Genomic DNA, 16,527 nt, shown 5'->3' on the forward strand with positions numbered 1-16,527 from the left:
CGCCCGCGAGGTCGTTCTCCTGGTGCGCGACCTCGCCTCGTGGGCAATCAGCCGGTCAACAGCACGGCGCTGACCCGATCACCAACGCGGATGAATCGCGCCCCGCAGGTTCGTGTCGTAGATGCTCCGCACCCCGTCGAGGAACTCCGTCGGGAGCGGACCGAGGTCACCGGCCGCCGCATTGGCGTGGGCCTGGGCCACGTTGCGTGCCCCCGGGATCACCGTGCTGACGCCCGGTTGCTGCGCGCACCACGCGACCGCGGCCTGGGCCGGCGTCACCTCGGGAGAGAGCGTGCTCCGGACCAGGGTCGTGAACGCCGCCGCGGCGCGGACGCCCTGCCCGTAGTCGACACCCGAGAACGTCTCGCCGACGTCGAAGGCGCTCCCGTCACGGTTGTAGGTGCGGTGGTCGTCGGCGGCGAAGACGGTCGTGTCGTCGTACCGCCCGGACAGCAGGCCGGAGGCCAGGGGTACGCGAGCGATGATCGCGACCCCGGCATCGGACGCGGCCGGGAGGACCTCGTCGAGCGGCTTCAACCGGAACGCGTTGAGGATGATCTGCACCGACGCGACGCCCGGTCGTGCGATCGCAGAGAGCGCCTGGGCGCAGGTCTCGACGCTGACGCCGTACGCCGCGATCACGCCGTCTGCAGCGAGTGCGTCCAGTGCGTCGTACGTCGCGTCGTCGTCGATGACCTTCGACGGCGGGCAGTGCAGCTGGACCAGGTCGATCCGGTCGACACCGAGGTTGGCGCGGGAGCGGTCGAGCCAGGCACGGAAGTTCGCCAGCGTGTAGTTCGAGGGCACCTGCTCGGCCCGGCGGCCCATCTTGGTGGCGACCATGAGGCCGGCGTCGGGATGCGCAGCCAGGAACCGCCCGACGACCTGCTCACTGCGGCCGTCGCCGTAGACGTCGGCAGTGTCGAAGAAGGTGACGCCGGCCGCGGCCGACGCCTCGAGCACGGCCCGGGCATCGGCCTCGCTCACGTCGCCCCAGTCCGCACCGAGCTGCCAGGTGCCGAGCCCGACCATCGAGGCGTCACGTCCCGTGCGCCCGAGACTGCGCTGTTCCATGGGTTCTCCTTGGTGGCTCTCCTGACGCTTCCGTGGGTCGTCAGTCGCGTTTGAAGGGCCGCACGCCGCTCCCGCTCTAGGTTTCTGGGTGTCTAGGACCGGAAACTGCAGAGCGGAGAACGGCGTGCGGAACGTCAGACTATGGCGTGCCCTTTTGGGCGTCGAGAACACCGTCATCGAAAGCGTCGAGTTCGATGAAGGTGCGGAGTTGGTGGTCGCCCGGGTACGGCCGCGGCGAGAGAGCCATGGTCGCTGCGGGGCCTGCGGACGCAGGGCTTCTTGGTACGACCGTGGCGAGGGCCGCCGACGGTGGCGGGCATTGGACCTTGGCGCTGTCCAGGTCTTCCTTGAGGCCGACGCACCACGCGTGAACTGCCGCCAACATGGTCCGACAGTGCGTCAGGTTCCCTGGGCGCGTCATAGCGCCGGGCACACACTCGCCTTCGACCAACAGGTCGCCTGGTTGGCCACGCAGTGCTCCAGGACCGCAGTCACGACACTCATGCGGATCGCGTGGCGCACGGTGGGCGCCATCATCACCAGAGTCTGGGCCGACACCGGCGGCGCAGTCGATCAGTTCGCCGGCCTGCGCCGGATCGGGATCGACGAGATCTCCTACAAACGCCACCACAAGTACCTGACCGTCGTGGTTGACCACGACACCGGCCGACTCGTGTGGGTCGCGGCGGGACCCAAAGGCGCGACTGTGCACGCGTTCTTCGAGGCGCTGGAACTTTCGGGTGCCGGGAGGTGCGCTCAGATCACCCACGTCACCGCGGATGCAGCGCCCTGGATGGTCGGCGCCATCGAGGGCCACTGCCCGAACGCGGTGCGATGCGCTGACCCGTTCCATGTCGTCGGCTGGGCCAGCCAAGCACTCGACGTCGTTCGCCGCGACGCGTGGAGTGCAGCTCGCCAAGCCGGCCACACCCGCCCTGCCGGGTGGCAACACGGGCGCCCCATGACGAAGGCGACCGGGCCCGCGCGGGCCCTGAGGAAGTCCAGATACGCGTTGTGGAAGAACCCCGAGAACCTCACCACCGCAGAGCAGACGAAGCTGGCCTGGATCGCCAAGACCGACCCACGGCTCTATCGCGCCTACCTGCTCAAGGAGGGCCTGCGCACCATCTTCAAACTGCCACCCGATCAAGCCGAAGAAGCCATCGATCGCTGGATCGCTTGGGCACGACGCTCACGCCTTCCCTCATTCGTAAAGCTTCAGGAACGAATCCGTCGCCACCGCACCGAGATTCTGGCCGCGATCGAGAACGCCATGTCCAACGCCCTGGTCGAATCGGTCAACACCAAGATCCGACTCATCACTCGAATGGCCTTCGGGTTCGCCACACCCGATGCCCTCATTGCCCTCGCGATGTTGAACCTCGGCGGCCACCGCCCGACGCTCCCCGGACGCGAATGACCCACGGATCAATCAGGAGAGCCTCCTTGGTCGATCGGCAGGTCAGTTGCGGGCCCGGGCGAGCCGGGCGTCGACGGCGCGGGGACTGAGCACGGCGTCCAGCGCCAGGGCCGCGCAGCCGACGAGGCCGGCCCGGTCGCCGTACGTCGACGGCAGGAACTGGAGCTCACGGGTCGCGTGCGCGGAGGACCGGGCGTAGACCGACTCGCGCACGCCCGCGGCGTAGACGTCGTAGGCCGCGGCCATGTCGCCACCCAGCACCACCGCCTGCGGGTTGAGCAGATTGATGGCGACGGCGAGCAGTTCACCGACCTGGCGGCCGCTCTCGCGCAGTAGTTGCTTGGCCTCCGGATCGCCGGACAGCGCATGGGCAACGAGGTCGCGCACGTGGCCGACGTCGCGCCCCTCCTCCTGCAGCCGGGCAACCAGCGCCCAGCCGGCGGCGAGCGTCTCGAGGCACCCGACGTCACCGCAACGGCACGGCCGACCGGCGGCCTCCGGCACCTTCGTGTGGCCGATGTCCCCAGCTCCCCCACGGGCCCCGGTGACGATCCGTCCGTCGGCGAGCACGCCCAGGCCGATGCCCGTCGACGCCTTGAGGACCAGCAGGTCCCGGATCTCGCGGGCGTGGCCGAGGTACTCCGAGCGGGCCAGGGTGTCGGCGTCGTTAGCGAGGAAGAGGGGGGCCTCCGCCACCCCGGCGAGGTACGGCGCCAGGGGGACGCCGTCCCAGCCGCCCATCACGGGTGTGTCGACGCTGACGCCCCGTGCAGAGTCGACCACACCGGGGAGCGAGCAGCCGATGCCGAGCACCGGCGGCCGGTCCGCGGTGAGCAGCTGCGCGAGCTGGTCGGCGACGACGGGCATCACCTCGTCAGGACCGGCGCCGACCACGTGGTCGACGGCCGAGGCCGCCAACTCGGTGCCACCGAGGTCGAAGACGGCGACCTGGGAGCGGGAGCGGCCGACCGCCGCGGCGAGCACCACGCCCGCCTCCGTGTTGAAGACCAGGCTGCCCGGCGGGCGGCCGCCGGTGGAGGCCAACTCGGCGCCGAGGCGCAGCAGCCCCGCCTCCGCGAGGGCGTTGACCCGGGCGACGACGGCCGTCCGAGACAGCCCGGTGACGGTGCGCAGGTCGGAGCGCGTGGACGCCCGGCCGCTGCGGAGAAGGGTGAGCAGATCGCCGGCCGACGCCGACTCCCGGGCCGCCGGCGGCGTCGTCTCGTCGGTCACGAGAGCCGATCCTAGGGCACGGATCCACCAGATCGGCGTACTTTGATCTCAGAAAGTCCTAAGTAGGGCTTCTAAAGGACAGGGTTACGCACTACCGTTGTGCCAGTGACCGCGCCCCTCCCCGATCTCGACCTCCCGGCCTGCGACTTCACCGTCTTCGGCGGAACGGGCGATCTGGCGCTGCGCAAGTTGCTCCCGGGGCTCTACGAACGCGAACGCCAGCGACACCTGCACCCCGAAACCCGGATCGTCGGCGTCTCACGCCACCACCTGGACGACGACGGCTACCGCGACCTGGTGACCCAGGCTCTCTTCGAGCATGTCCCCGAGGACCACCTCGAGGCCGGCGCCGTGCACCGATTGATCAGCCGTCTGCACCACCTCTCGCTCGACGCCACCACGGCGGAGGGCTGGGACCTGTTGCACGGGCTGCTGAAGGAGCGCCCGGGGGTTTCGAGGCTCGCTGGCGCTCGCACCTCAACCACCGAGGGACCGACCGAGGACGAGCCGGTCCGCGTCTACTACCTGGCCGTCGCGTCCGATCTCTTCGGGCCGATCTGCGACCGCCTCGACGACCTCGGGCTGGTGACGCCACAGTGCCGGGTGGTCCTGGAGAAGCCGATCGGCTGGGACCTGGCTTCCTCACGCGTCGTCAACGACGCCGTGGGGCGGGTCTTCGAGGAGCGGCAGATCTTCCGCATCGACCACTACCTCGGCAAGGAGAGCGTGCAGAACCTCCTGGTCACCCGCTTCGCGAACACGTTCCTCGAGCCCGTGTGGAACTCACGGTGGGTGGACCACGTACAGATCACCGTGTCCGAGACCCTCGGCGTCGCAGGTCGCGGCGAGTACTACGACCGGGCCGGCGCGATGCGCGACATGGTCCAGAACCACCTGCTCCAGCTGCTCTGCCTGGTCGCCATGGAGCCCCCGACGTACGTCGGCGGCGACCCGGTGCGCGACGAGAAGCTCAAGGTGCTGCGTGCCCTCGTGCCGCTCACCGGAAGCGACGTGGATCGCAACACGGTGCGGGGGCAGTACACGACGTACGGCGAGGAACTCGGGCACCCCAGCACCAGCGAGACGTACGTCGCCCTGCGGGCCGAGGTCCAGAACTGGCGCTGGGCGGGCGTCCCCTTCTACCTGCGCACCGGCAAGCGGATGGCGCGGCAGGAGTCGACGATCGAGGTCGTCTTCAAGGAGCCGCCGCACGCGATGTTCCCCCACAGCGAGGGCGCCACGACCCCCAACCGGCTGACCGTGCGGATGCAGCCCGACGAGGGCATGCAACTCCACCTGACCGCCAAGCACCCCGGCCCCGGTGGCATCCGGTTGCATCCCGCGTCGCTGGACCTCAGCTACGCCGACACGTTCGACGAGCGGTGCCCCGACCCGTACGAGCGCCTGCTGATGGACGTCATGCGGGGCATCCCCACCCTCTTCATGCGCCGCGACGAGGTCGAGGCCGCGTGGTCGTGGGTGGAACCGATCCTCGACCAGTGGGACCGCGACGGCGTCGAACCAGTCCGCTACCACCCCGGAACCAACGGCCCGGCCGCAGCAGCACGGTTGCTCGCGCGCACCGGCCACACCTGGCAGGAGCCCACCGCATGACCGCACCCCTCCACCCCGTCCCCCTGCACCCCGTCCTGGACGACGTCACCCGCCGACTGACCGAGCGCAGCGCACCGACCCGGGCGACCTACCTCGCACGGGTCCGCGCTGCGGCCGTGCGCGGCCCGGCCCGGGGCCGGCTCGCCTGCGCCAACCTCGCCCACGGCTTCGCGGCCGCCGAAGGCTCGGAGAAGACCGAGCTGGCCCGCGGCCAGAAGCCGAACGTCGCGATCATCACCAGCTACAACGACATGCTCTCGGCCCACCAGCCGTACGGCGACTATCCGCCCGTGCTGAAGTCCGCCGTGATCCGTGCCGGCGGGCTCGCCCAGGTCGCCGGCGGCGTGCCCGCGATGTGCGACGGCGTGACCCAGGGTCGCGATGGCATGCAGCTCTCGCTCTACAGCCGGGACCTGATCGCCATGTCGACGGCCATCGCGCTCTCGCATGACATGTTCGACGGCGCCCTGCTGCTCGGCGTCTGCGACAAGATCGTGCCCGGCCTGTTGATCGGCGCGCTGTCCTTCGGTCACCTGCCCGCCGTGTGGGTGCCCGCCGGCCCGATGGAATCGGGTCTTCCGAACAAGGAGAAGGCCGCCGTGCGACAGCTGTTCGCCGAGGGCAAGGTCGGGCGTGAGGAACTGCTCGAGGCCGAGGCGGCGTCGTACCACTCGCGCGGGACGTGCACCTTCTACGGCACCGCCAACTCCAACCAGCTGCTGATGGAGGTGCTCGGCCTGCACCTCCCGGGTTCGTCCTTCGTCAATCCCGGGACCCCGCTGCGGGACGCCCTCACCCGGGCCGCGGCGGCCCGGGCAGTCACCCGCACGGCGCAGTACGACGCCGCCCCGGCGCTCGGCGAGATGGTCGACGAGAAGGCGATCGTCAACGCGTGCGTGGCGCTGCTGGCCAGCGGCGGCTCCACGAACCACACCCTGCACCTGGTCGCGATCGCCCGCGCTGCAGGCATCCTGCTCACCTGGGACGACCTGGCGGAACTGTCCGCCGTGGTCCCCTCGCTGGCCCGGATCTACCCCAACGGCGCGGCCGACGTGAACCACTTCCACGCCGCCGGCGGCATCGGCTACCTCATCCGCACCCTGCTCGACACCGGCCTGATGCACGAGGACGTCGAGACCATCGCTGGCCCTGGCCTGCGTCGTTACACCGAGGAGCCGGTCCTGATCGACGGCGAACTCTCGTGGCGTCCCGGCCCGGTCGAAAGCCTCGACCTCGACGTGTTGCGGCCGGCCACGGACCCGTTCGCCCCCGACGGCGGCGTCAAGGTCGTCAAGGGCCCACTGGGGACCGGCGTCGTGAAGACGTCGGCGGTGGCTCCCGAGCACCGCTTCGTCAGCGCGCCGGCCAAGGTCTTCGACGACCAGCACGACTTCCTGCTCGCCTTCGCCGACGGTGACCTGGACGGGCACGACTTCGTCGCAGTCATTCGCTACCAGGGGCCTGCAGCCAACGGGATGCCCGAGTTGCACAAGCTGACCCCGGCCCTGGGCGTACTCCAGGACCGCGGGCAGAAGGTCGCGATCGTCACCGACGGTCGGATGTCCGGCGCCTCCGGGAAGGTTCCGGCCGCCATCCACGTGACTCCCGAAGCCGCACTCGGCGGACCGCTCTCCCGGGTGCAGGACGGCGACCTGATCACGCTCGACTCCGATGCCGGGACGCTCACCATCGATGCCGACCTCGCCCATCGCGCACCGACCGGGCACGCACCCTCGGGCGAGCAGTGGGCCGGTACCGGCCGCGAACTGTTCGCCGCCTTCCGCGCCACCGTCGGCCCCGCCGACGAGGGCGCTTCGATCTTCCCCGCACCCACTGCCACCGACCTGGAGGTCCGCCTTGTCCACTCGTGAGGGCATCCTCGACGCCGTCCCCGTGATGCCCGTCGTCGTGATCAGCGACCTCGCCACGGCCGTGCCGGTGGCGAAGGCCCTGGTCGCCGGCGGGCTACCTGCGATCGAACTCACCCTGCGCACCCCGGTGGCCCTCGAAGCGCTCCGGGCGATCGCCGCCGAAGTGCCCGAGATCCTGCTCGGCGCCGGCACCATCACGACGCCCGCGCAGGCTGCCGCGGCGGTCGAGGCAGGCGCGCGATTCCTCGTCTCCCCCGGTCTCACCCCGGACCTGCTGACCGCGATGCAGGAGACGGGGGTGCCGTTCCTGCCCGGCACGTCGACCGTCTCCGAGGTGATGCGGGTCCTCGACGCCGGACTCACCGAGATGAAGTTCTTCCCCGCTGAGGCGGCCGGCGGTGCGCCGTACCTGAAATCAGTGGCCGGCCCGCTGCCCCAGGCTCGCTTCTGCCCAACGGGCGGGATCACCGTCGACTCGGCGTCGTCCTACCTCGGGCTGTCGAACGTCGGGTGTGTCGGTGGCAGCTGGATCACGCCCGCCGACGCGATCGCGGCGGGCGACTGGGAGCGGATCAGCAAGCTCGCCGCGAAAGCCGCCTCGCTCGGCTGACGCCCGGTCAGCCCTGGCGGCCCATCATCGCGAGCAGCCGGGTGAGCGGCGCCGCGTCGTCGGCCACCGGGAGCACCGGCCCGAAGGCGTCGCCGCGCTGGTCGGCAGTCTCCGGCGTCGAGAAGGGCTCCGCGAACGCCATGCACCCGGCGACGTCGACGTCGGTCGCGGTGAACGGCTGACCCAGCGCGGTCGCGAGGTCCCATCCGTGGACGACCACCTCGTTGAGTGCCACCGACGCCGCGATCTCTCCGGGCAGGTCGATGCCGCCGGCGGCCGTCATGCCGTCGTAGGCCGACGGGTCGCGCCACGCGACGGCCAACTCCACGAGGTCGGCATCGATGCGGTCACGCCAGCCGGCCTCCAGCCGCGACGCGTCGCCGCTGCCGCCCTGGTCGGCGCCCGGAACCGGCTGCTTGCGGGCAGCGCCGGTGAAGGCGACCGCCAGTCCACCGACGTGTTCGACGAGATCGCCAACGGTGTACGCCGTGCACGGCGTCGGGAGGCTGAGTTGTTCGTCAGTCACCGAGGCCACCAGAGCACGCATCGTTGTCGTGGCCGGTCCGAGATCGAGAGTGGTCATGCCAGGGACAGACCGACCCCGGTGACCGGATTCATCGGCGCTGTTCGGCGAAGAACTTGTCGAGCAGAGCGGCCGACTCGTCGGCCAGCACCCCGGCGACGACCTCGGGACGGTGGTTCAGTCGTCGATCGCGTACGACGTCCCACAGCGAACCCACGGCACCGGCCTTGTCGTCGTACGCACCGAAGACGAGGCGGTCGACCCGGGACAGCACCACGGCTCCGGCGCACATGGTGCACGGCTCGAGGGTGACCACCAGCGTGCAGCCGGTCAGCCGCCACTCACCGCGGGCGCGGGCGGCCTCCCGCAGGGCGACCACCTCGGCGTGGCCGGTGGGGTCGGCGTCCTGCTCGCGGACGTTGCGGCCGGTACCGATGATCTGACCCTCGGGGTCGAGGACGACGGCGCCAATGGGCACGTCACCCGAGGCGACCGCGGCCGTTGCCTCCGCGAGTGCGGCGCGCATCGGCTCGAGCCAGCGGCTCACGCCGAAGTGAGTCCGACGACGTCGTCGAACAGGTCACCGAAGCCGAGGGCACGGGCCACCTCGGACAGCATCTCGTCGGGGTACAACTCGTCGTCGTCGAGGATCTCGGCGAGGTCCATTGCGTCGACGCCGAGGTCGCTGAGCAACTCCAGGTCGCCCGCGGGCTCGGCCTCGTCCTCGTCATCGACCAGCGGCAGGCCGAGGTGCTCGACGACCGTGGCCGCCAACTCCCACTCGGTCGCGGCGCTGACGTCGGACAACATCACCCGGGTCCGGGGACCGGCGACACGGACCACGACGAAGAAGTCCTCGTCCACCGCCACCAGTCCGACCGCTCCCCCGTCACCCGGGAACCGGCGCAGTGCCAAGGCCAGGGTCTCGACATCCACCGCGTGGTCAGGGGTCAGCTCGGCAACCTGCCAGACACCATCCTCGCGGTAGGCGGCCAGCGCGAAGTCAATCGCGTCGCTTGCGGACATGGCATCAGGGTGACACGCGAACCCCGACAGGGCTAGGGGATTCCGGGCGAGGACTAGGCTGCCGCTCATGCGCACTCAGGTGGTGGACCACCCACTCGTCGCCCACAAGCTGACCGTGCTGCGGGACCAGGAGACGGACTCACCGACCTTCCGGTCCCTCACCGACGAACTGGTCACCCTGCTCGCCTACGAGGCCACCCGGGACGTCCGCGTCGAACCGTGCGAGATCGTCACGCCCGTCTCCCCCGCAACGGGAACGCGGCTCGCGACGCCCCGGCCGCTCGTCGTACCCATCCTGAGGGCGGGGCTCGGCATGCTCGACGGCATGATGCGGCTGCTGCCGACGGCCGAGGTCGGCTTCCTCGGCATGGTCCGCAACGAGGAGACCCTCGAGGCCGCGACGTACGCCGAACGGCTGCCCGACGACCTGTCCGGGCGGCAGTGCTACGTGCTCGATCCGATGCTCGCGACCGGCGGAACGCTCGCCGCGGCCATCCGCTTCCTCGTCGACCGTGGGGCAGATCACATCACCGCGGTCTGCCTCCTCGTCGCCCCCGAGGGCGTCGCCCGGCTCGAAGAGGAGCTCGCCGACCTCTCCATCCCGGTCACCGTGGTCACCGCAGCGCTCGATGAGCGGCTGAACGAGAAGGGCTACATCGTCCCGGGTCTCGGCGACGCCGGCGACCGGCTGTACGGGATCGCTGGGGGCTAGCGGGCATCCCGCTCCGTGGCAGCGACACCGTTAGACGGATGTCACACGTAAGACGAGGACCTCACAGGCCAACGGCTGTGTAGGTTGAGCGGCGCTGTATCCACGAATAGCTGGAGGCTCGATGCTCATCGGCATCCCCCGCGAGTCGAAACAGGGCGAAACCCTTGTTGCGGCAACCGCGAAGACCGTAACCCAACTGACCAACCTCGGCTACGACGTCGTCGTCGAGTCAGGCGCCGGCAACGCTGCCGACCAGCCCGACTCCGCGTTCGTCGACGCAGGAGTGCGCGTCGGGACCTCGGAGGAGGTGTGGGCCGCTGACGTCGTCGTCAAGGTCAACGCGCCCTCGGCCGAGGAGATCGGTCGGCTCCGTCGCGGCGCCACGATCATCTCGATGATGGCTCCTGCGCGCAGCCCCGAACTGCTCGAGCAGCTCCAGGCCGCCGGCGTCACGGCGCTCGCCATGGACGCGGTGCCGCGGATCTCGCGCGCCCAGTCGATGGACGTGCTGTCCTCGATGGCGAACGTCGCCGGCTACCGCGCCGTCGTCGAGTCGGCCCACGAGTTCGGCCGGATGTTCACCGGCCAGGTGACGGCCGCGGGCAAGATCCCGCCGGCCCGCGTCTTCGTCGTCGGCGCCGGTGTTGCCGGTCTGGCCGCGATCGGTGCCGCATCGGCGATGGGCGCCATCGTGCGTGCCTTCGACGTGCGTCCCGAGGTCGCCGAGCAGGTCGAGTCGATGGGCGCCCAGTTCGTCCACGTCGAGATGGAGCAGGAAGTCTCCTCCGACGGCTACGCCAAGGAGATGTCCGAGGCACAGGTCGCCGCGACCGCAGCGATGTACGACGAGGAGGCCCGCGAGGCCGACATCGTCATCACCACGGCGCTGATCCCCGGACGGCCCGCGCCCAAGCTGCTGTCCGCCGAGACCGTCGCCGGCATGAAGAACGGCTCGGTCATCGTCGACATGGCGGCTGCCAACGGCGGTAACGCCACCGGCACCGTGACCGACGAGAAGATCGTGACCGACAACGGCGTCACGATCCTCGGCTACACCGACCTCGCTGGTCGCCTGGCTGCCCAGACCTCGCAGCTGTACGGCACCAACATCGTCAACCTGCTCAAGCTGCTGACCCCGGAGAAGGACGGCGCCCTGGCGCTCGACTTCGACGACGTCGTCCAGCGCGGCATCACGGTCGTGAAGGAAGGCGAGTCCACGTGGCCGCCGCCGGCCGTGCAGGTCTCGGCCGCTCCGGCGGCCGCGGCTGCCGCACCGGTGGCCGTGGCCGAGCCGAAGAAGCCGCTCTCGGCAGGCGCCAAGGTCGGCCTGGTGCTCGGTGCGATCGGCTTGTTCTGGCTGGTCAACGCGCTCGCCCCGACCGATGAACTGCGTCGTCACTTCACCGTGCTGATGCTCTCGATCGTGATCGGCTACTACGTCATCGGCAAGGTCGCGCACGCGCTGCACACACCGCTGATGTCGGTCACCAACGCCATCTCCGGCGTGGTCGTGGTCGGCGCCCTGGTGCAGATCGCCACCGACGACAAGTTGGTGCTCGGCATGTCCGCCGTTGCCGTCCTGCTCGCGTCGATCAATGTCTTCGGTGGGTTCGCGGTCACCCGCCGCATGCTCGCGATGTTCAGCAAGGGAGCCTGATCCATGGACATCACCTCCATCACCGGTGCGGCGTACATCATTGCTGCGCTGCTGTTCATTCTGTCGCTGGCAGGCCTCTCGACGCACCAGTCGGCCAAGAACGGCCTGACCTACGGCATCGTCGGCATGGCTGTCGCACTCATCGCCACGGTGGCTGCCGTCGTCGACGTCAGCGAGTTCCTCGACAACCGCGCGCTCGTCATCATCCTCATGCTCGCCGCGATCGCCATCGGTGCCGCGATCGGCCTGTGGCGCGCGAAGATCGTCGAGATGACCGGCATGCCCGAGCTCATCGCCGCCCTCCACTCGTTCGTCGGTCTCGCGGCCGTACTGATCGGCTGGAACGGTCACATCCTCGGCTCGCACGACTCCATGGCGAGCCTGATCAACATCCACGAGGCCGAGGTCGCGATCGGCATCTTCATCGGTGCCGTCACCTTCACCGGCTCGATCGTCGCCAACCTGAAGCTGTCGGCGAAGATCTCCTCGGCCCCGCTGATGCTGCCCGGCAAGAACCTGATCAACGTTGGCTCGCTCGTGCTGTTCGCGATCCTCACGGCGATCTACGTGTCGCTCGAGACCCACGACAACACGTCGGCCGACATCCTCCTCGGCGTGCTGACCGTCCTGGCCCTCGCGCTCGGCTGGCACCTCGTCGCCTCCATCGGCGGCGGCGACATGCCGGTCGTGGTCTCGATGCTCAACTCGTACTCCGGTTGGGCCGCAGCCGCGTCGGGCTTCCTGCTCGGCAACGACCTGCTGATCGTGACCGGTGCGCTGGTCGGGTCCTCCGGTGCCTACCTGTCCTACATCATGTGCAAGGCGATGAACCGCTCGTTCATCTCCGTCATCGCTGGTGGCTTCGGCATCGCCGCCCCCGCGGGCGAGGACAAGGACTACGGCGAGCACCGCGAAATCCAGGCCGAGGCCGCAGCCGAGTTGCTGTCGAACGCCTCGTCCGTGGTCATCACGCCCGGTTACGGCATGGCCGTGGCGCAGGCGCAGTACCCGGTCGCCGACCTCACCGCGAAGCTGCGGGCCAAGGGCATCACCGTCCGCTTCGGCATCCACCCCGTCGCGGGTCGCCTGCCGGGCCACATGAACGTGCTGCTGGCCGAGGCCAAGGTGCCCTACGACATCGTGCTCGAGATGGACGAGATCAACGACGACTTCCCGGAGACCGACGTCGTGCTGGTCATTGGCGCCAACGACACCGTGAACCCGTCCGCCGCGGAGGACCCGACCTCCCCGATCGCCGGCATGCCGGTGCTCGAGGTCTGGAACGCCAAGGACGTCATCGTATTCAAGCGCTCCATGGCCGCCGGCTACGCCGGTGTCCAGAACCCGCTCTTCTTCCGCGAGAACAGCCAGATGCTGTTCGGTGACGCGAAGGACCGGGTCGAGGACATCGTCCGCCACCTCGGCGACTGACCAAGCCGTACGAAGGGCCCGGATCCTCACGGATCCGGGCCCTTCGTCGTCGGACGGCCGGCAGCGGGCAACGTCCCTGCAGCGTCGCCTCCCCTACGGTCCAGACATCCGAACCAAACGTGAAGGAACCACCACATGCGACTTCTCCTGATGGGCCCGCCCGGAGCCGGCAAGGGCACCCAGTCGGCCGCACTCGCCGCTCACCATCGCATCCCGGCGATCGCCACCGGCGACATCTTCCGCGCGCAGGTCAAGGACCGTACGTCGCTCGGCACGACGGCTCAGGCCTACATGGATCGCGGCGAGTACGTGCCGGACGAGGTGACCAACGCGATGGTCGCGGTGCGGCTCGCCGAGCCCGACTGCACGGACGGCTTCCTGCTGGACGGCTATCCGCGCACCGTTGAGCAAGCCGTCGAGCTCGACGCGATGCTGGCCGTGGCCGAAGCCACGCTCGACGCAGTCGTCGTGCTGACGGTGGATCCCGAGGAGCTCGTCGGACGATTGCGACGGCGCGCCGAACTGGAAGGTCGCGCCGACGACACCGAAACGGTCGTTCGTCGCCGCCTGGAGGTGTACGCCGAGCAGACCGCTCCGCTCGTCGAGTTGTACGCCGCGCGCGGGCTGGTCCGGGAGATTGACGGAACCGGCACGGTCGCGGAGATCGCGGCACGGATCGACGAAGCCCTGGCCCAGCGGCTGGTCTGACCCCGGCTCAGAACTCGATCGCGGCAATCGTCTCGTAGCGCGGCGAGCGGCGCGGACCCTCACCGAGGTGGGAGGCGATCACCGCGACCGAGTCGAAACTCCAGGACGGGCCCTCATAGGTGTCCAGGAGCCGCACCCAGTTGCTCATCTCGACGAACCTGCCGCCGGTCCGGGCCACCGTCACGTGCGGCCGGAAACGCTGCCCGTCGACCTCGATGCCACTGACCACGGCAGCGCTCCGGGCCCGGACGGCGGCGGTCTCCAGGGAGTCGTTCGGCGCGACGCCGGTGGCCAGGACCCGCGCCTCGGCGACGTTCGGGAAAGCGACGGCGCCGGCCAGGTGGAGCTCGGCTACGGCGAGCCCGTCAAGTGACGTGGCCAGCCTTTCGACGTACTCCTCCACACGGAGGTGGGAGGCATCCCCCATGAACGCCAGCGTGATGTGGAACTGCTCGGGACGGGTCCAGCGGAACTCGCCGGCGTCGCGACGTGGGTCGAGGAAGGTGTCGAGGTGCTCGACGGCGTCGAGGGACGGCACGGCGGCCGCGAAGAGCCTCATACCTGCGCGCCGACCAGCTGGCCGATGCCGTAGGTGACCGCCATCGCGATGAGTCCGCCGACGACATTGCGCAGCACCGCCCGACTCGGTGAGCCGTAGCCGAAGCGCGCGCTGAGCCATCCGGTCAGGACCAGGGCGAGAACGACCGCCACGACGGTGACGGCGACGCGCAGGTCTGCGGTGACCAGCAGGATCGTCAGCAGGGGCAGCAGGGCGCCGAGGGTGAACGCCACCATCGACACGACAGCGGCCTTCCACGGACTGGTGAGGTCGTCGGGGTCGATGCCGAGCTCGGCCTCCGCGTGCGCACCGAGGGCGTCCTTCGCGGTCAGCTGGCGAGCGACCTCGAGCGCGAGGTCCGACTCGAGTCCCTTGTCGACGTAGATGCCGGCCAGTTCGGCGAGCTCGTCCTCCGGGTCTTCACGCAGCTCGCGGCGCTCCTTGGCGAGCAGCGCCTCCTCGGAGTCGCGCTGGGTGCTCACCGAGACGTACTCACCCGCCGCCATGCTCATCGCGCCGGCGACCAGGCCCGCGATGCCGGCGATGACGATCGCAGTGCGGTCGGTCGTCGCGCCGGCGACACCGAGGACGATGCCGGCGACCGAGACGATGCCGTCGTTCGCCCCCAGTACCCCCGCTCGCAGCCAGTTCAGACGGTTGTTGAAGCCCTCCTGGTGCGGCTCGTCCTCGTGGGGACCGATGTCGTCCACAGCCGGCGCGGGCATCCCACTCGATTCGCTCACGCGCCCATGATCCCCGAGTCGGGGTTCGGGCGCGAACGGAATGGGCCTGGGCTCGCCGTACTCCCTGCCCCTTTCCTGCACTCCTTGGCCGTTGCAACGGCCCGGAAGCGCAGGAATCCCCGCCTCAGCGGGGATTCCTGCACCGCAGATCAGAGCCCGAGGTCGCGCCCGATCAGTTCCTTCATGATCTCGTTGGAGCCTGCCCAGATCTTGGTGACGCGGGCGTCGCGCCAGGCGCGGGCGACCCGGTACTCGTTCATGAAGCCGTAGCCACCGTGCAGCTGGACGCAGGCGTCGAGGACCTCGCTCTGGGCCTGGCTGGACCACCACTTCGCCTTGGAGGCGTCGATGGCGGTGAGCTCGCCCTTGCTGTGCGCGAGGACGCACTTGTCGATGTACGCCTCGGCGACCTCGATCTGCGTGAAGAGTTCGGCGAGCAGGAACTTGTTGCTCTGGAACTTGCCGATCGACTGGCCGAACGCCTGGCGGTCCTTGGTGTACTGCAGCGTCTCGATGAGGATCTGCTTGGCCTGCGCGACGTTGGCGACGGCGCAGCCGAGGCGCTCCTGCGGGAGCTTCTGCATCATGTGGATGAAGCCCATGTTGAGCTCGCCGATGATCTCGGCGTCGGTGACGCGGACGTTCTCGAAGAAGAGCTCGGCGGTGTCGGACTCCTCCATGCCGACCTTGTCGAGCTTGCGGCCGCGGGAGAATCCCTCCTTGGTCGCCTCGATGCCGAACAGCGTGATGCCCTTCGGGCCCCGCTCCGGGTCGGTACGGACGGCGGTGACGAACAGGTCGCCGGAGTAGCCGTTGGTGATGAAGGTCTTCGAGCCGTTGATGATCCACTCGTCGCCGTCGCGGACCGCGGTGGACTTCAGGTTGGCGAGGTCGGAGCCGCCAGACGGCTCGGTCATGCCGATGCCGAGCAGGATCTCACCGGAGACGACACCCGGGAGCCAGCGTTCCTTCTGCTCCTCGGTGCCCAGTTCGACGATGTACGGCGCCGTGATGTCGGCGTGGATGCCGTGGCAGGTGGGGTACGCCGCGCCGACCTTGGCGAGCTCCTCCTGCAGGACGGCGTTGAACCGGAAGTCGCCGGCTTCGGCGCCGCCGTACTGCTCCGGGACCTCGAGGCCGAGCAGGCCCTGCTTGCCGGCTTCGAGCCAGAACTCGCGCGGCAGCGCCTTCGCGGCGATGTGCTCCTCGGTGTGCGGCAGGACCGACCGGTCGATGAACTCCTTCACGGACGACCGGAACGCCTCGTGGTCCTCGTCATAGATCTCGCGCTTCATGGACCCAACCCTACTGGTGAGTCACATGGCTCGTCCTTGTCCCGATGCACA

General features: G+C 69.5%; 16 protein-coding genes. 8 read left to right on the plus strand and 8 right to left on the minus strand.

The genetic code is table 11. The annotated features are described in order from the left end of the window. Nucleotides 1–78: 78 nt before the first annotated feature. Nucleotides 79–1,074 (minus strand): aldo/keto reductase, encoded by a 996-nt coding sequence (locus tag HRC28_RS00295; protein WP_182378105.1) that lies wholly within the window; start codon nt 1,072–1,074, stop codon nt 79–81. A gap of 124 nt (nt 1,075–1,198) precedes the next feature. Here HRC28_RS00295 and HRC28_RS00300 point away from each other — a divergent pair, with 124 nt between their 5' ends. Beyond that, nucleotides 1,199–2,494 carry an ISL3 family transposase gene (locus tag HRC28_RS00300; RefSeq protein WP_182378106.1) on the plus strand — a complete coding sequence of 432 codons (1,296 nt, stop codon included), beginning with the start codon at nt 1,199–1,201 and terminating at the stop codon, nt 2,492–2,494. A gap of 42 nt (nt 2,495–2,536) precedes the next feature. Here HRC28_RS00300 and HRC28_RS00305 read toward each other — a convergent pair whose 3' ends face one another. After that, the gene (locus tag HRC28_RS00305; RefSeq protein ID WP_182378107.1) at nt 2,537–3,727 is read right to left on the minus strand and encodes an ROK family protein; all 1,191 of its coding nucleotides are present in this window, start codon (nt 3,725–3,727) and stop codon (nt 2,537–2,539) included. Nucleotides 3,728–3,832: 105 nt separating this feature from the next. On the opposite strand from HRC28_RS00305, the gene zwf reads away from it, so the two are divergent. Genes zwf through eda form a run of 3 tightly spaced genes read left to right on the plus strand, consistent with a single transcriptional unit; the run spans nt 3,833 to nt 7,822 of the window. Next, on the plus strand, nt 3,833–5,341 hold the full coding sequence (gene zwf, locus HRC28_RS00310; RefSeq protein ID WP_182378108.1) for a glucose-6-phosphate dehydrogenase: 1,509 nt from the start codon (nt 3,833–3,835) through the stop codon (nt 5,339–5,341). A gap of 23 nt (nt 5,342–5,364) precedes the next feature. Further along, a complete protein-coding gene (gene edd, locus HRC28_RS00315) occupies nt 5,365–7,212 on the plus strand; it encodes a phosphogluconate dehydratase (protein ID WP_346010507.1) in 1,848 nt (615 codons plus the stop codon). Then, nucleotides 7,199–7,822, plus strand: a complete 624-nt coding sequence (gene eda / locus HRC28_RS00320; protein WP_182378110.1) for a bifunctional 4-hydroxy-2-oxoglutarate aldolase/2-dehydro-3-deoxy-phosphogluconate aldolase — start codon at nt 7,199–7,201, stop codon at nt 7,820–7,822. The genes edd and eda overlap by 14 nt, the downstream gene beginning before the upstream one ends. A gap of 7 nt (nt 7,823–7,829) precedes the next feature. Here eda and HRC28_RS00325 read toward each other — a convergent pair whose 3' ends face one another. Genes HRC28_RS00325 through HRC28_RS00335 form a run of 3 tightly spaced genes read right to left on the minus strand, consistent with a single transcriptional unit; the run spans nt 7,830 to nt 9,371 of the window. Then, nucleotides 7,830–8,405, minus strand: coding sequence for a TIGR03086 family metal-binding protein (locus HRC28_RS00325; RefSeq protein ID WP_182378111.1), 576 nt, complete (start codon nt 8,403–8,405; stop codon nt 7,830–7,832). A 31-nt stretch (nt 8,406–8,436) separates the two neighbouring features. Beyond that, nucleotides 8,437–8,871, minus strand: coding sequence for a tRNA adenosine(34) deaminase TadA (tadA, locus tag HRC28_RS00330; protein ID WP_182380384.1), 435 nt, complete (start codon nt 8,869–8,871; stop codon nt 8,437–8,439). Nucleotides 8,872–8,888: 17 nt separating this feature from the next. Continuing rightward, nucleotides 8,889–9,371, minus strand: coding sequence for a tRNA adenosine deaminase-associated protein (locus HRC28_RS00335; RefSeq protein WP_182378112.1), 483 nt, complete (start codon nt 9,369–9,371; stop codon nt 8,889–8,891). 67 nt (nt 9,372–9,438) lie between these two features. Between HRC28_RS00335 and upp the strand changes: the two genes are divergently transcribed. The 4 genes from upp to HRC28_RS00355 all read left to right on the plus strand — a co-directional run bounded on the left by upp (nt 9,439) and on the right by HRC28_RS00355 (nt 13,879). Beyond that, nucleotides 9,439–10,083 (plus strand): uracil phosphoribosyltransferase, encoded by a 645-nt coding sequence (upp, locus tag HRC28_RS00340; RefSeq protein ID WP_182378113.1) that lies wholly within the window; start codon nt 9,439–9,441, stop codon nt 10,081–10,083. A gap of 121 nt (nt 10,084–10,204) precedes the next feature. Further along, a complete protein-coding gene (locus tag HRC28_RS00345) occupies nt 10,205–11,740 on the plus strand; it encodes a Re/Si-specific NAD(P)(+) transhydrogenase subunit alpha (protein WP_182378114.1) in 1,536 nt (511 codons plus the stop codon). Nucleotides 11,741–11,743: 3 nt separating this feature from the next. Further along, nucleotides 11,744–13,171 (plus strand): Re/Si-specific NAD(P)(+) transhydrogenase subunit beta, encoded by a 1,428-nt coding sequence (pntB, locus tag HRC28_RS00350; RefSeq protein ID WP_182378115.1) that lies wholly within the window; start codon nt 11,744–11,746, stop codon nt 13,169–13,171. Between the two features lie 135 nt (nt 13,172–13,306). Further along, the gene (locus tag HRC28_RS00355) at nt 13,307–13,879 is read left to right on the plus strand and encodes an adenylate kinase (protein WP_182378116.1); all 573 of its coding nucleotides are present in this window, start codon (nt 13,307–13,309) and stop codon (nt 13,877–13,879) included. 7 nt (nt 13,880–13,886) lie between these two features. Here the strand turns inward: HRC28_RS00355 and thpR are convergent, their stop codons facing one another. The 3 genes from thpR to HRC28_RS00370 all read right to left on the minus strand — a co-directional run bounded on the left by thpR (nt 13,887) and on the right by HRC28_RS00370 (nt 16,476). Then, entirely contained in the window at nt 13,887–14,438 is a 552-nt protein-coding gene (gene thpR / locus HRC28_RS00360; protein WP_182378117.1) for an RNA 2',3'-cyclic phosphodiesterase, read from the minus strand. Continuing rightward, nucleotides 14,435–15,181: a VIT family protein gene (locus HRC28_RS00365; RefSeq protein WP_346010499.1), complete on the minus strand. Its 747-nt coding sequence runs from the start codon at nt 15,179–15,181 to the stop codon at nt 14,435–14,437. The genes thpR and HRC28_RS00365 overlap by 4 nt, the downstream gene beginning before the upstream one ends. 149 nt (nt 15,182–15,330) lie before the next feature. Beyond that, nucleotides 15,331–16,476: an acyl-CoA dehydrogenase family protein gene (locus HRC28_RS00370; RefSeq protein WP_182378118.1), complete on the minus strand. Its 1,146-nt coding sequence runs from the start codon at nt 16,474–16,476 to the stop codon at nt 15,331–15,333. Between the last annotated feature and the right edge of the window lie 51 nt (nt 16,477–16,527).

Source organism: Nocardioides sp. WS12, from assembly GCF_014108865.1.
Taxonomy (GTDB): domain Bacteria; phylum Actinomycetota; class Actinomycetes; order Propionibacteriales; family Nocardioidaceae; genus Nocardioides.

Bases quoted from the DNA above. Each gene is read 5' to 3' on its own strand.
- HRC28_RS00295 (WP_182378105.1), bottom strand. From the start codon at position 1,074: ATGGAACAGCGCAGTCTCGGGCGCACGGGACGTGACGCCTCGATGGTC.
- HRC28_RS00325 (WP_182378111.1), bottom strand. From the start codon at position 8,405: ATGACCACTCTCGATCTCGGACCGGCCACGACAACGATGCGTGCTCTG.
- tadA (WP_182380384.1), bottom strand. From the start codon at position 8,871: ATGCGCGCCGCACTCGCGGAGGCAACGGCCGCGGTCGCCTCGGGTGAC.
- HRC28_RS00335 (WP_182378112.1), bottom strand. From the start codon at position 9,371: ATGTCCGCAAGCGACGCGATTGACTTCGCGCTGGCCGCCTACCGCGAG.
- upp (WP_182378113.1), top strand. From the start codon at position 9,439: ATGCGCACTCAGGTGGTGGACCACCCACTCGTCGCCCACAAGCTGACC.
- HRC28_RS00345 (WP_182378114.1), top strand. From the start codon at position 10,205: ATGCTCATCGGCATCCCCCGCGAGTCGAAACAGGGCGAAACCCTTGTT.
- pntB (WP_182378115.1), top strand. From the start codon at position 11,744: ATGGACATCACCTCCATCACCGGTGCGGCGTACATCATTGCTGCGCTG.
- HRC28_RS00355 (WP_182378116.1), top strand. From the start codon at position 13,307: ATGCGACTTCTCCTGATGGGCCCGCCCGGAGCCGGCAAGGGCACCCAG.
- thpR (WP_182378117.1), bottom strand. From the start codon at position 14,438: ATGAGGCTCTTCGCGGCCGCCGTGCCGTCCCTCGACGCCGTCGAGCAC.
- HRC28_RS00370 (WP_182378118.1), bottom strand. From the start codon at position 16,476: ATGAAGCGCGAGATCTATGACGAGGACCACGAGGCGTTCCGGTCGTCC.